This is a genomic window from Pseudoalteromonas sp. PAST1 (genome assembly GCF_021532515.1).
Lineage (GTDB): Bacteria > Pseudomonadota > Gammaproteobacteria > Enterobacterales > Alteromonadaceae > Pseudoalteromonas > Pseudoalteromonas simplex.
Genome location: NZ_JAKGBH010000001.1, coordinates 1 through 14,802, shown reverse-complemented (window position 1 = coordinate 14,802; position 14,802 = coordinate 1). Strand labels below are relative to the sequence as shown.

The window sequence follows — 14,802 nt, the reverse complement described above, 5'->3', positions numbered from 1 at the left end:
CCCCACCGCTCAGCTAAAAACTGACAGCTGAAGGCTGACAGCCACAAAAAAGCCACTCATAAATGAAGTGGCTTTGGTTGAGTCGATTTTTTACTTATAACTTAATTTGGTTCACGCAAATGGAACACTTGGCACTTATTACCTAAATCAGGTTGTTGTGCGAAGTTAGTGTTTTCAGCTAAACCACAGTTACTTAAGCCAAGCGCTTGTTTTGTGTAGCGGTTGATAAGCATCACACCACCACCTTCTACTGGAGCAATGCGCCACTGTGCTGTTTTCGCCGCACAAGAAGCCATCTCTACGTTGGCACCGGGTACTAAGGCGTTATCAGCCACCGCAGCACAGAAATCGCTGTCAGCGCTTTGTTTAAGGCTTACATAGCCTGTATCTGTTGGTGAGAAGAACCATTGCTGTGCATCTTTATGCGTGTAAGCTTGTTGCTCAACATTGGTACCCGCTTTAACCGTACCAGCCACGCTAAGTGCTTTACCACTTTGTTGACTTAATACGACAACACTGCCCATAGGGCGTAATTGCCAGTCGCCACACGCTGTTGCGTCGCTTTGCTGTAAAACCGCTTGGTTTTGTGCCGCAGAACAACCAGCAACCGCTAATGGCTTGCCTGTGTAACGGTTGGTAATAGAGACATTACCATCTGTACTTGGTGCTACTTTCCATTGCTGGCAGAAGTTATTACGCCATGCTGCAGATTGTACTTTAGCGTTATCTGCGTCATTACAGCTTTCAAGCTCTAAGAACTTGCTGTCTTCACGGTTAGCTAAACGAACAAAACCATCTGTTGTTGCATCAATAACCCATTGACCATTGGTGCTTGCACACTGACGTTGCACAGCACGTGCATCTTGTGGATCAGCTGCGATGTCTAAACATAAGCCACTTGTTGCATTCACTAATTGATAGCGCTGACCTTGTACTCGCGTTACCAGTGGACCGTATTCACCTGATGGCGGAGCTACTTCAACGCCTGGTGTTAATGGTTTACCAAAGCTTGGCGTGCCATCGTCGTTCCAAGTAAATTTTTGCGCACGTAATGAACGAGTCGCACTACAACCGTGCTCTACCGAATCATTACCGTGATAAACTAACCAGTCTTCTGTACCGTCTGGCGATGTGAAAAAGCCGTTGTGACCTGGGCCAAACACTTCTTCTGTACGCTCAAATACTGGCTTGTCGTATTTTTTCCAGCTGCTCGCTTTAAGCGGATCGTCACCAACAAGCTCAAGCATACCTAGTTTGTAATCTGGGGTATTACAGAAGCTTGCTGAGTACGTCATAAACGTACGACCATTGTGCTGTAAAATTTCAGCGCCTTCAGTTACTTTGCGACCACTGATTTCCCAATCTAACTCAGGACGCGTGATCACCGTATGCGGTGAGTTCTTCTTCAGAGTCCACGGATCTTCCATTTCAGCAATAATGTTTAATTGCTGATCACCCTGCCATTGTGAGTAGATCACATACAACTTATCTTTGTACGTTAGGTAGTTACCGTCGATGTTCCATACGTTAGGCATTAATGCGCCCTTGTATTCGTATGGACCCATAGGATCGTCACCGGCACTTTCTAGTACGTTTAAGTGTTGGTTATCTAAAGTGCCATCAGTACCCGCTGTGTACATCATGTACCAACGGTAGCCGTTTGGCCCTTTTAGACGATGGAATTCAAACGCCCAGAAGTTACAGCAACGCTCAGGGTTTGCATCAGACCAAACATTGATAGGTGTTGCATCAGCAAGGCCCGCTAATGTTGGTGATTTACGCATCACTAACTCAGAAGTCCATGTTGTTGTAGTTAGGTAATAGTTACCATCCCAATACTCAAGCCATGGATCGGCGCCATTTGGGAAAAGAGGATTAGTAAAAATACCATTATCTTGGATTGGCGCTTTTGCTGTGGCTGCGATATCTGCTTTGGCTGTGTTGTCTTCAGCCGTAGTCTGACAGCCCGTCAGAGCGCCAAACGACAAGGCAAATACGCTGGCTAAGCCAGCCTTTTGCATTGCGCTTTTAAGCTTTGTTGTTTTCACGATTGTGTTCCTTTATTTTGTACCAAATTCGTACACGATGCGTGTTGAATACACGTCACCTGGCAGTAATGTTGTGCTTGGGAACGTTGGCTGATTAGGTGCATCAGGGAAATGCTGTGGCTCTAAACAAAAACCACTTCTGAAATTATGCACTAAGCCAGACGCTTGCTGAGTACTACCGTCTAAGAAGTTACCTGAATAAAACTGTACTGCAGGCTCTTCTGTGTAAACTGTTAACGTACGGCCTGAGTTTGCTTCGTAAACCGTCGCAGCTTCTACAAGCTCATTGCTTGGCGTGTCTTTAAGCACAAAGTTATGATCATAACCTTTACCAAGTTTCAGTTGTTCGTTGCTTGCTTTGATATCTTGACCGATTGCTTTAGCAGTACGGAAGTCAAACGGTGTGCCAGCCACATCCATCAACTCACCAGTTGGGATCAAGCCGCCATCCACAGGCGTAATTGCTTTTGCGTTAATTTGCATTTGGTGATCAAGAATGTCGCCTTTACCCGCTAGGTTAAAGTAGCTGTGCTGCGTCATATTGATGATGGTCGGCTTGCTTGTTGTAGCAATAAACTGCATATCTAGCGTGTTGTTGTTCGTTAGCGTGTAAGTCACTTCTGTCGTCACTTCACCCGGGTAACCTTGGTCACCATCAGGGCTCACTAAACTTAAGGTTACACCTGCGCTGTTTTGCGTCGTGAACGGTGTCATGTTCCACACTTTTTTGTCGAAACCTTGCACACCACCATGTAAATGGTTGTCACCATCGTTAGTCGCTAATTGGTATTCAGTGCCATTTAAGGTGAATTTACCGTTTGCGATACGGTTACCAAAACGACCGATGATTGCACCGTAGTAAGTTGTCGCTTTTGTGTACGCTTCTAGGTTATCTAAACCCAGTACAATATTACCCATTTCGCCTTTTGCATCTGGCGTTTCAATACGCGTGATAATGCCGCCGTAGTTAATCACATCAACGCTAATACCATTGCTGTTAGTCAACGTTACTTGATTAACTGGGGTCTGATCAGCAAGTACGCCATAGGCCGTCATTGATGCTGAAGGGGAAGTCGTCATATTGTCTCCTTGATGAGCACACGCTGGTGTAAGGGCAATCCCACATGTCACCAACAATGCATAAAGCCCGCGCGACTTTTTCGTGTTCGAACTGGCTGTTTGATGAGTTGTTTTTAAACCTTGGAAAACACATTGCAATGACATATGAATAACCTTTTTGTAATTGTATTTATAGTTTTATAATACAAATACGGGTGTCATTGCAAATTTAATCGCTAAAGTTGGATTTTGCCGTCTTTCACCATGATGCAATCCATCCCCGCACTTTTGGCGGCTTGGTAGCCAATTTGCGTGTCTTCAAACACCACACATTGACTTGGTTCAACACCTAAAAGCGCTGCCACTTTTAAGAATGTTTCTGGGTTCGGCTTGCCTTTACTAACATCACTGGCAGTCACTAAGGCACCAATTTTATTAATTAAATTCGTATCCGTTAGATGATCAATTGCATGTTTGCGATCAGCCCCCGTACCCACGCCCATTGGCAATACACCATGGTACTTTTCAAGTACTGCGACGGTTTCGTCAATCACCAGCGGTTGGTGCTGTAAATCAACCCAAAACTGGTGTTTATCTTTTGCCACAACCAGAGGGTCATGATCTAAACCAAATTTTTCGTTAAGCATTTCAATTGTTTTAACGGTCGGAATGCCGCCTAAGCTATACATGTAGTCGTAATCGAATGGATACCCATAGGCTTCGCAAGCTTTCTGCCATGCCTGTAAGTGACTGCCCATTGAGTCAATTAAGGTGCCATCCATATCAAAAATAATGCCTTGGTAGGCGCTTAAATCGATCATATCTACTCCTAAAAAGTTTCGCTTCACAATAGCATAAGCCAGCGAAGAGCGTGGCTCATCACTGGCTTAATCGACAACAAAATTTGGGGTGAACGTGCTCACACACAGCACGTTCTAGTACATAAAGTACTAATTCTTACAGGCCACGTTTTAGCATGTAGTAAGCTGCGTTATGACGAAGCTCTGTTTTGAAACCACGGATCGTCGTATCGTTATCGATGATCATCGTTTCAACGCCAGCCATTTCAGCAAAATCGATAATCATATCGGTTGTTACTGCTTGGCTGTATGCAGTGTGGTGTGCACCACCGGCGTGGATCCATGCAGCTGATGCTACAGATAGATTTGGTTTTGGTTCCCAAAGCGCTGAAGCAACAGGTAAGTGAGGTAAATCAGCTGGCGGAGCCACTGTGTCTACTTCGTTAATTAGAATACGGAAACGGTTACCCATATCAATTGGTGATACGTTGATTGCAGCACCTGGTTTTGCAGTAAACAATAAACGACCTACATCACATTTCACACCAATAGTGTGCTGGTGAACTTCAAGACGTGGTTTTTGCGCTGCAATTGAAGGACACACTTCTAACATGTGTGCGCCAAGTACTTGGTCAGTCTCACCCATGTTGTAAGTGTAGTCTTCCATGAATGAACAACCACCTTCACGGCCTTCACCCATTACTTTCATGATGCGAACCATAGCAGCTGTTTTCCAGTCACCCTCACCACCGTAACCATAGCCTTTCGACATTAGGCGCTGTGTAGCAAGACCCGGAAGACCAGAAAGACCTGATAAGTCTTCAAAACAGTTTGTGAATGCTTTAAAGCCGCCTTTCTCTAAGAAACGCTCCATACCAAGCTCTAAGCGAGCTTCGTTGCGTAGCATTTTCACTGCGTAATCGTCTTGTAGAGTTTCGTCAGCGATCACGTAGTCTTGCTTATAAAGCTCTAATTGTGCATCGATTTCGTCTTCTGTGATTGTATCAACCACTTTTACAAGCTCAGCGACACCAAACGCATGTACTTCATAACCAAAGGTAATTTGCGCTGAAACTTTGTTACCTTCAGTAACTGCAACTTGACGCATGTTGTCGCCAAAACGCGCAACTTTAAGTGTTTGGCTTTCTGCCCAACCTTTTGCCGCACGACACCAGTCATCTAGCTGCTGTTGTACCTCAGCACGTTGCCAGTGACCTGCAACAACTTTACGCTCTTTACGCATTACAGTACCGATGAAACCGAACTCACGGTCACCGTGTGCACTTTGGTGCGTATTCATGTAGTTCATGTTGATGTCAGACCAAGGAAGGGCTGCATTGAACTGAGTATGAAGGTGTAACCAAGGCTTACGTAATTCGCTTAGACCGGCAATCCACATTTTCGCAGGAGAGAAAGTGTGCATCCATAATACTAAACCAACACAGTTAGGATCCGTATTTGCCGCTTGGCAAACAGCGTGAATTTCTTCAGGTGACTTAACGGTAGGCTTACATACCAAGTTTACTGGTAGGTTCGCTTCGCTGTTTAAGCCCGCTACAATTGCTTCGCTGTCTTTGGCAACCGTTTCTAACACCTTAGGACCATAAAGATGTTGTGAGCCGGTAACAAACCAGACTTCTTTCGTCATCGTCGTCATGTTAATAATCCTCTAAATTCTTGCTATTTGCTCTGACCGTAATACGCGTTTTTACCGTGCTTACGTAGATAATGTTTATCCATCACTGCTTTTTTAAGTTCAGCTGCGTGTGGATCTAAAGTGCGTGTTAAATACGCCATGCGTGCAATCTCTTCGAGTAGCGCGGCATGGTATACAGACTGAGCGGCATCTTTACCCCACGTGAAAGGCGCATGACCCGCAACAATCACCATAGGTGCAGCTTTCGGATCGCGGTCTTGATACGCATCAGTAATTTGAATACCGGTTTCTAATTCATAATCGCCATTCACTTGCTCATCGGTTAGCTCACGAGTACAGGTGATATCACCGTGTACATAGTCAGCGTGAGTTGTGCCAAGGCAAGGAATGCTTTGTTTTGCTTGCGCCCATGCAGTTGCATAGGTCGAATGCGTGTGTGTTACACCGCCAATTGCATCAAAGTGGCGATATAAATGAACATGCGTTTTAGTGTCAGAAGACGGACGCATAGACCCTTCAACAATGTTGTTTTCAAGGTCGACGATCACCATGTCGTCGGCTTTCATTTGGTCGTACGATACACCACTTGGTTTAATCGCAATCACGCCTTTGTCGCGGTCGATTTGCGATACGTTACCAAAGGTATAAATTACTAAGCCACGACGTTGCAGCTCCATGTTCGCTTCATAGACTTCACGTTTTAGTTCAGTAAAACTCATGCTTTGTCTCCGTTTACATAGCTTGCAAGTGCTTGGTAGTTGGCATAAAGCTCGTCATATACAGCAACGCGCTCTGGGTTTGGTAAGTACTGATGACATACTGACGACGCCATTACTTTTTGAGCATCTGCTACTGTTGCGTGCTCACCCGCAGCAACCGCAGCCATAATTGCCGCACCCAATGCACAGCTTTGCTCACTTTCTAAAACGTCGATTGGACAGTTCCAAACATCAGCACAAGTTTGCATTACGTAGTCTGATTTTTTAGAAATACCGCCGATAACAACCACTGACTCGATTGGCACGCCTTCGCTACGGAAACGCTCAGTGATAGCACGTGCGCCAAAGGCTGTTGCTTCAACAAGCGCTTTGAAGAACTTAGGTGCATCAGTGCCCATTTTTAAGCCTGTTAATGCCATGGCAACGCTTTGGTCAGCATCTGGCGTACGACGACCATTTACCCAATCAAGCGCAGTTACATCGTTGCTTGTTACAGGCAGTGCTGCCGCCGCTTTTGATAGATCAACTAAGATTGAATCTTCTAGCTTGTTAACTAACGCTTGTTCAGCGTCAGATAGATTTGTCAGTTGGCGAGTTGGCCAAAGTACTAGGTTTTTGAACCATGCGTATAAATCACCAAACGCAGATTGACCAGCTTCTAAGCCAACCATTCCAGGGATCACTGAGCCATCAACTTGACCACAAATACCTTTAACGCAAGTATCACCTAGTTGCTCTTTAGACGTTACTGTGATGTCACAGGTTGAGGTACCCATTACTTTAGTTAGAACGCCAGGACGAACATTGGCTGCTACTGCGCCCATGTGACAGTCAAATGCACCGTAACCAATTACGATACCTTGTGGTAAACCTAGCTTCTCGGCCCACTCAGCAGTTAAGTTGCCAGCAACTTGGTCGCTTGGCTCTGTCGTTGCATTTAACGTATCAACAACACCATCTAATAGTGGATCGATATTGCTGAAGAAACTGTTTGGTGGGAAACCGCCCCACTGCTCGTTCCACATTTGTTTGTGGCCCGTTGCACAACGCCCTAGCTTTAATACTTCAGGGTGAGTTGTGCCACACATTAGCGCGGTCATCCAATCGCAGTGTTCAACCCATGAATAAGTGGCTGCTTTTACACTGCTATCAACGCGGAAAATATGTAATGCTTTGGCCCAGTACCACTCAGAAGAGTAGATACCGCCCATATGTGAAAGGTAGTTCACATCGTTGTTAGTGGCAGCTGCAGTGATTTCATTTGCTTCTTTAATAGACGTGTGGTCTTTCCACAAAATGAACATCGCATTTGGATTTTCTGCAAATTCTTCCGTTAATGCCAGTGGTGTACCTTGGCTATTAATTGCCACAGGCGTTGAGCCAGTTGTATCAAAGCTCATACCCACTACTTTGTCTGCAGTACCCGCTGGAACTTGTGACCATAGACCATTTACTACTTCTACAAGGCTATCAATATAGTCTTGTGGATGCTGACGAAACTGATCCTTACTTGGGTCACAATATAAGCCTTGTGCCCAGCGCGGGTAGTTTACTAAATGGCTGGCAAGTTCTTCACCAGTCGCAACATCAACGAGTAATGCTCTTACCGAGTCTGACCCGTAGTCTAATCCCAACGTATAACGAGACATAATTACCTTTCACTAATTGCTTACTAACATTGTTAGTCATTATCTTTATTTGTATGATAATATCAACAATACCAGATTGTAAAGGTATTATAAAAATATTATTAACAGGATTATTTGCTGCTGGCGGGCGATTTATTGCGCAGTTTCTCTGGAAGATTAGATTGTTTTTTCAGCACAAATAATAGGTTAAAGCCACTACATTAACTTTTGTATGATAAGAATGGGATAACTATGTCTAGTCAATTAGAACAACTTAAAGCAGTGACAACCGTTGTTGCTGACACGGGTGATTTTGAAGCAATCAACGAATATAAACCGCAAGATGCAACAACAAACCCATCACTAATCTTAAACGCGATTCAAATTGAGAAATATCGCCCACTTGCTGCCGAAGCCGTATCATGGGCAAAAGCACAAAGCAGTGACGCAGCTGAAGTTGTAACAAAAGCAGCTGATAAGCTAGCGGTATTAATTGGCTCTAAATTAATGGAGCAAGTGCCGGGTTTAGTTTCAACAGAAGTGGATGCGCGTTTATCATTTGATACTCAAGCAACTGTTGATAAAGCACTTGAGCTTGTTGCTCTATATAAAGAGCAAGGTATCGACACATCGCGCGTGTTAATCAAAATTGCTTCAACATGGGAAGGTATTCAAGCGGCTAAAGTACTTGAAGCGCAAGGTATCCGTTGTAACCTAACGCTGGTATTTGCATTTGCTCAAGCACGTGCTTGTGCCGAAGTGGGTGCTTACCTAATTTCACCATTCGTTGGTCGTATTCTTGACTGGTACAAAGCACAAGATTCAAGCGCTGATTTCGACGGTGCTAACGATCCGGGCGTTAAGTCAGTAACGCATATCTACAACTACTTCAAAAAGCACGGCTACGAAACGATTGTAATGGGCGCAAGCTTCCGTAACATCGGTGAAATCCAAGAATTAGCGGGTTGTGACCGCTTAACTATCAGCCCTAAGTTACTTGCTGAACTAGCCGCAACTGAGGCACCTTTAACTCAAAAACTATTACCAGCAACTGAAAAAGCAGAAGCGCCAGCAGCCATGACTGAGCAGGCTTTCCGCTGGGAAATGAATGAAGATGCTATGGCAACTGAAAAGCTAAGCCAAGGTATTCGTCAATTCGCAATTGACCAAGAGAAACTAGAGTCAATCTTAAGTGAACTAGTTTAAACCGATTGTTTAAGCAGCAAAAAGCCCGCAAACCAAAGTTTGCGGGCTTTTTTATTGCCTGCCTTTTAGTAAAAGCAGGCTTATCGTGTTGCGATTACGATAATTTTTTACCAGTCATTTTATTCAGCAAGTAATGCGTTTGCTTTTGCAACTAGATTTGCCACTGTGAAACCAAAGTGCTCAAGCAATACTGCGCCAGGCGCTGATTCACCAAATGTGTCCATGCCTAGTACATCACCATCTTGGCCAACATACTTGAACCAGAAGTCACGGTGTGCAGCTTCAACAGCAATCTTAGGTGTACCCGCTGGTAACACGCTTTGACGGTATGCTTTATCTTGGCTATCAAACTGATTCGTTGATGGCATAGATACCACGCGAACTTGTTTGCCTTGTGCTTTTAGCTCAGCAGCAGCATTCACAGCTAACTCTACCTCAGAACCTGTTGCAATAAGGATAAGCTCTGCAGCTTGTTCGCTATCAACAAGTACATAACCCCCTTTTGCAATATCAGCAACTTGCTGTGCATCACGTGCCATTGCTTTGGTACCCTGACGGCTGAAGATCAGTGAACTTGGGCCTGTTTCTTTTAATAACGCTTGGCGCCAAGCTACCGCTGTTTCAGTTTCATCACACGGACGCCATGCAGTCATGTTTGGTGTCATGCGAAGATTAGCGATTTGCTCGATTGGTTGGTGAGTAGGACCATCTTCACCTTGACCGATAGAGTCATGGGTATACACAAAAATGCTCTGCGCTTTCATTAATGCAGCCATACGTACGGCATTACGTGCGTATTCCATAAACATTAAGAAGGTTGCGCCAAATGGGATAAAGCCACCATGTAATGCTATGCCATTCATGATTGCGCTCATACCAAACTCACGTACGCCATAGAACACGTAGTTACCATCAGCTGCATCTTGTAAACCTTTTGCTTCTGGCCATAAGGTTAAGTTAGAACCAGCAAGGTCAGCAGAGCCACCCATTAGTTCAGGAAGCTGGTTAGCAAAGAAGGTGATCGCATTTTGTGATGCTTTACGTGTCGCAATGTTTTGCATGTCGGCTTGGCATTTAGCAATGTACTCATCAGCTAATTCAGCGAAGTTAGCTGGTAATGCTTTTTCAAGAACACGACGTGTGTATTCTTTTGCTAGTTCAGGGTGTGCTTTGCTATAAGCTGCAAACTTTTGCTGCCATGCACCTTCAAGCTCTTGGCCTTTCGCTTGATTATTCCACTCGTTATAAACTTCTTGTGGAACTTCAAATGCTGGATGTGGCCAGTTTAACTGCTCACGTACAGCAGCGATTTCGTCGTGACCCAGTGGTGCACCGTGACAGTCGTGGCTACCTGATTTATTTGGCGAGCCAAAACCAATCACTGTTTTACAACAGATTAATGTTGGTTGCGTGGTGTTGCTTTGTGCCGCTTCGATTGCACCCGCAATTGCATTCATATCGTGACCATCAACATCACGGATAACTTGCCAACCGTAAGATTCAAAACGTGCAGGTGTATCGTCGGTGAACCAACCTTCTACTTCACCATCGATAGAGATGCCATTGTCATCCCAAAATGCGATTAGCTTGCCTAGGCCTAATGTACCTGCCAGCGAACATGCTTCGTGCGAGATACCTTCCATTAAACAGCCATCACCCATAAAGCAGTAAGTGAAGTGATCAACAATATCAAATTGTGGCTTATTGAATTGCGCCGCTAAGGTTTTTTCAGCGATTGCCATACCAACTGCGTTAGCAATGCCAGAACCTAATGGGCCTGTCGTTGTTTCAACACCCGGTGTGTAACCGTATTCTGGGTGACCCGGTGTTTTAGAGTGAAGCTGACGGAATTGCTTAATATCTTCGATGCTTACGTCATAACCGCTTAGGTGTAACAATGCATATTGAAGCATTGAACCATGACCATTTGACAACACAAAGCGGTCACGGTTAGACCAGTCTGGGTTTAATGGGTTATGACGGTGAAAGTTTTGCCACAATACAGCTGCAATATCAGCCATACCCATCGGCGCACCAGGGTGGCCAGAGTTAGCTTGTTGAACGGCATCGACAGCAAGTATGCGAATAGCATTTGCAGATTGAGAACTAGGCAGAGTCATCTTATTAGCTTCCTGTTAATATTATAATATAAATAATATCGCAAAAAGAAGCTAAAATGGCAACTCAATAAATGTCATGCAGACTGTAAAAACGAAAAGGTTGGCCAATAACCAACCTTTTTATATCAATTCGCTTAATTAAGTGATCTATTTCTAGGCAATTACTCTGCATCCATGCAGTTGTAAATAACACATTTTTAACGCAGATAGCGACTACTTTAACCTATCGAAATGATTAATTATCATTGCGGGATTGATATTGCCGAATATTAAAAGCTATCGACCATCTTCGAATGAAGCAGTTGCAGCGACCTTACTCCAGCGACCATCCGTATATAAAATAGTCGCTTCAGCTTTATAAGATCTAAATGCTCGAATTTGGAATGAGCATGATGTTCCTGATGTACCACATGATGATGCCGCATTAGACCAAATAACACTATCAATTGCTGAACCATCGCCAACTACACGAAATACAGCTGTTGCATTTGTTTGCCCATAAACCAATGCAAAACAACGGTTTGGTGTATATTTGTCATACGCTTGCGTATCGACATAACACTCCATTGAATCCGCACTTGCATGAACAGAGAATGCGCCTGAAAGCAATAAACCTAATGCTGTTAATACCTTTTTCATATATTTATCCTTATTTATTAACCAAAAGTGGTACAAACAACTTACAGGAATAAAGTCGCATTAAAAATACGAAATTAATATCAATTTAACTATTTTAGAACATTTAATTTACACTTGTTCGAGTTTCACCTTGCTACAATTTGGTACATTATTTCATTGTTCAAGCCTGCATTAACACCTTAATGTTAAATACTCTTTTCATTAAGGTTGTTTATTTGTGACTGTTCTAGGTAGTTGCTCACTTGGGCTACGAGTTTTATTTCTAATTAGTGCATTTTGCCTTTCACCAATGGCAAGTAGCACTGATTCTGCGTATTTAGCAGATGAAGGAGTAAGCCTTGGAGTAAGCTTAGGCTATGGTCAGCTCGCCAACCCAGTTTATAAAAAAGACGATATTCCTCTTTATGCCCTACCGCGTATTGAGGTATTTGCCGGTGACTTTTCATTTGCAAATACTCAGTTTGCTTGGACCCCCGTGTGGGGCGATAACTATCAAGTGTCGTTATTCACCCAACTTAATGAGGATGGCCTATATTTTACTAAGCATTCAGCTATATTAGCCGCGGTTAGAGCAGCTAGCGGTCGCCCCTCAATGACGCCACCACCACCCGGTTCAGGTGTCGAAACACCAGTGGTGATAAAACGCCGCGGTGATATTACTAAAATATCAAAACGTAAACTGTCGGCCATGAGCGGTATTGAAGCAATCGTTGACTGGCAAAACTGGCGTTTTAGCGCGTATTGGTCAATGGAACTCACCAACTATCACAAAGGGTTACAAGGCGCATTGTCTGCACAGCGCTTGTTTTTATTTGATCAACATCTGGTTTTGCTCGGCGTAGAGTTACAGCATTTAAGTGCTGGTTTAGTGGATTACTACTATGGTAGTGCTTTGCAAGAAATGGGCGCTGGATTTAGCCCTTTTTTAGGTCACTCTAGTCAAAAATACAATCTAAAAGCCAGTTACCAATATCAGTTTAATCAACAATGGCAATTTATAAGCGATATAAAATACCAACGCTTATCATCAGGTATCGCCGATAGCCCCCTTATCAATGACAGCAACTTACTGTCTTTTTATGCTGGCTTTGCATGGAATTTCTAATGATGTTACTTAGCAAGCTTCTCTCATTTTTACTTATCTGTAGCCTCGTATATATCGACAGCACATTCGCAAAAGCAGGCTACATTGAAGTATCACCAGAAAACTGTGTGACGGCAGAGCAAGACTGTGTGATGGATGTCTCGATTAATTGGTACACCGAAGTCAGCAAAACAGTGTGCATTCGCGTTACTGATCAACAAATTAGACTATTCTGCCATAAACCAAGCCAAGGACAGAACTTTGCAATCACAGTGCAAAACAATCGCAACATTGTGTTAGAGCTACTCAGCGAACAGCTCGAACCCTTAGAAAGCACTGAAATTAGTTTATTCCACCAGCACGTAAAAAAACGTCGTCGTGATATCGCATGGAGTATTTTTTGATGAGCCAGCATACTATTTTATACATTGAAGATGATTTAAAACTTGCCCAGCTAGTTTCTAATTATTTAAGTAATCATGGTTATATCATTGAACATTTTGACAGTGGTTGCCATGCTTGTTACCAAGCAAGTAGTAAGAAATACGATTTAATTTTGCTAGATATCGGATTAGGTTCAGAAGATGGTTTTGAGGTATTTAAAGAGCTAAAACAAGCCCAAGATACACCCATTATTTTTATGACTGCAAGGCAGAGCCAAGTCGATCATATCACTGGCCTTGAACTAGGCGCCGATGATTACCTAACCAAACCCGTTTCCCCGTCAATTTTATTAGCGCGAATTAACAATACCATTCGCCGCAGCCTAGCTGTAAAGCCAACAAGTACCACTCACAACGCCCATAACATTCGCTTTGGTTCTTTAAGCATTAATACCATTCAGCGCGAGGCTTACTTGTATAGCCAACCACTTGAACTAACCAGTGCAGAGTTCGAAATACTGATCCAACTAGCTCAATCAGCGGGTCAGTTGGTCAGTCGAGACCAATTATTTGATGGCACCATTGGCCGTAAATACGATGGTCAAAGCCGCACTATCGATGGCCGCATTAGCCGCTTACGCAAAAAGCTCGGTGACGAAGCGGTGCCAGCACAAAAAATTGTAACCGTTTGGGGCAAAGGATATATTTTTTCTCCACAAGCATGGGGCTAATGCAGTTTGCTACGCCTATTTTGCTATTTGTATTTAACGCTAGCAGTTTGTCTAGGGAGTGCCGCTTGGTTACTAGAAACCTATTTTCCAAACCCACCGAGCTACAGTACAGAACAGCAATTAGCAGAGAGCATCTTAAGCCTTACGCCCAATAACCCTGATATTAAACACACACCTCTTGCAAACTTTTACCTTGGTGAACAATTACAGGCATCACTTTTAGCAGATCAGGTAATTAGTGTTAACGATGCCAATAACAATGTTTACTTTCATAAGCTTGCAGATGATAGACAGACCCTATTAAGCATAGGCCCCTACAGCCAGCCTGCTGATCAGGGTTATCAGTCTTTAGTGAGCCTACTGTTTTACTCTAGCCTTGCCTTAGCTGTGGTGATTTTTACAGGTCCACTGCTGTTTGACTTAAATAAGCTACGCAAAGCCAGTAGTAAAATATCTAACGCCGACTTTACAGCACAAGTGCACTTCACACGTTTTAGCCTGCTAAAGAGCATTGGCGATACCTTTGATAACATGGCATTAGCACTTCATAACCGGAATCAAAGCCAACGCGAATTGATCAATGCTGTTTCCCATGACTTTTTAGACATAATGACTCCCACACGGTGCTAGCCTCCGCTTTTCGTGGGTTAGCTTAATGACAAAGCCAGAGCCATAATTAGTTTGTCAAATAACTAAACAGCAGAGGCTAGCATGAACAAACATAGCAT

General features: G+C 43.7%; 13 protein-coding genes. 5 read left to right on the top strand and 8 right to left on the bottom strand.

What is annotated here, in order from left to right; genetic code table 11:
- Window positions 1-101: 101 nt before the first annotated feature.
- The 6 genes from L1272_RS00065 to L1272_RS00040 form a co-directional block, all read right to left on the bottom strand.
- The gene (locus L1272_RS00065) at window positions 102-2,048 is read right to left on the bottom strand and encodes an RICIN domain-containing protein (protein ID WP_235372520.1); all 1,947 of its coding nucleotides are present in this window, start codon (window positions 2,046-2,048) and stop codon (window positions 102-104) included.
- 12 nt (window positions 2,049-2,060) lie between these two features.
- Window positions 2,061-3,128: an aldose epimerase family protein gene (locus tag L1272_RS00060; protein ID WP_234003553.1), complete on the bottom strand. Its 1,068-nt coding sequence runs from the start codon at window positions 3,126-3,128 to the stop codon at window positions 2,061-2,063.
- A gap of 215 nt (window positions 3,129-3,343) precedes the next feature.
- Window positions 3,344-3,928, bottom strand: coding sequence for an HAD family hydrolase (locus L1272_RS00055; RefSeq protein WP_235372519.1), 585 nt, complete (start codon window positions 3,926-3,928; stop codon window positions 3,344-3,346).
- 136 nt (window positions 3,929-4,064) lie between these two features.
- Window positions 4,065-5,564 carry an L-arabinose isomerase gene (araA, locus tag L1272_RS00050; protein ID WP_235372518.1) on the bottom strand — a complete coding sequence of 500 codons (1,500 nt, stop codon included), beginning with the start codon at window positions 5,562-5,564 and terminating at the stop codon, window positions 4,065-4,067.
- Window positions 5,565-5,587: 23 nt separating this feature from the next.
- Entirely contained in the window at window positions 5,588-6,283 is a 696-nt protein-coding gene (locus tag L1272_RS00045; RefSeq protein WP_054552270.1) for an L-ribulose-5-phosphate 4-epimerase, read from the bottom strand.
- Window positions 6,280-7,932, bottom strand: coding sequence for a ribulokinase (locus L1272_RS00040; RefSeq protein ID WP_054552269.1), 1,653 nt, complete (start codon window positions 7,930-7,932; stop codon window positions 6,280-6,282). The genes L1272_RS00045 and L1272_RS00040 overlap by 4 nt, the downstream gene beginning before the upstream one ends.
- Window positions 7,933-8,163: 231 nt before the next feature.
- Here L1272_RS00040 and tal point away from each other — a divergent pair, with 231 nt between their 5' ends.
- Window positions 8,164-9,117 (top strand): transaldolase, encoded by a 954-nt coding sequence (gene tal / locus L1272_RS00035; protein WP_235372517.1) that lies wholly within the window; start codon window positions 8,164-8,166, stop codon window positions 9,115-9,117.
- A 119-nt stretch (window positions 9,118-9,236) separates the two neighbouring features.
- Here the strand turns inward: tal and tkt are convergent, their stop codons facing one another.
- Both tkt and L1272_RS00025 read right to left on the bottom strand, forming a co-directional pair.
- Window positions 9,237-11,237, bottom strand: coding sequence for a transketolase (gene tkt, locus L1272_RS00030; protein WP_235372516.1), 2,001 nt, complete (start codon window positions 11,235-11,237; stop codon window positions 9,237-9,239).
- A 276-nt stretch (window positions 11,238-11,513) separates the two neighbouring features.
- Window positions 11,514-11,876: a hypothetical protein gene (locus tag L1272_RS00025; protein WP_054552266.1), complete on the bottom strand. Its 363-nt coding sequence runs from the start codon at window positions 11,874-11,876 to the stop codon at window positions 11,514-11,516.
- Between the two features lie 217 nt (window positions 11,877-12,093).
- Here L1272_RS00025 and L1272_RS00020 point away from each other — a divergent pair, with 217 nt between their 5' ends.
- Genes L1272_RS00020 through L1272_RS00005 form a run of 4 tightly spaced genes read left to right on the top strand, consistent with a single transcriptional unit; the run spans window position 12,094 to window position 14,704 of the window.
- A complete protein-coding gene (locus L1272_RS00020) occupies window positions 12,094-12,981 on the top strand; it encodes a MipA/OmpV family protein (RefSeq protein ID WP_235372515.1) in 888 nt (295 codons plus the stop codon).
- A complete protein-coding gene (locus L1272_RS00015) occupies window positions 12,981-13,364 on the top strand; it encodes a DUF3019 domain-containing protein (protein ID WP_171043862.1) in 384 nt (127 codons plus the stop codon). Before L1272_RS00020 ends, L1272_RS00015 begins: the two co-directional genes overlap by 1 nt.
- Entirely contained in the window at window positions 13,364-14,074 is a 711-nt protein-coding gene (locus tag L1272_RS00010; protein WP_054552263.1) for a response regulator transcription factor, read from the top strand. The genes L1272_RS00015 and L1272_RS00010 overlap by 1 nt, the downstream gene beginning before the upstream one ends.
- A 6-nt stretch (window positions 14,075-14,080) precedes the next feature.
- Window positions 14,081-14,704: a hypothetical protein gene (locus L1272_RS00005; RefSeq protein WP_235372514.1), complete on the top strand. Its 624-nt coding sequence runs from the start codon at window positions 14,081-14,083 to the stop codon at window positions 14,702-14,704.
- The last annotated feature ends 98 nt before the right edge of the window (window positions 14,705-14,802 follow it).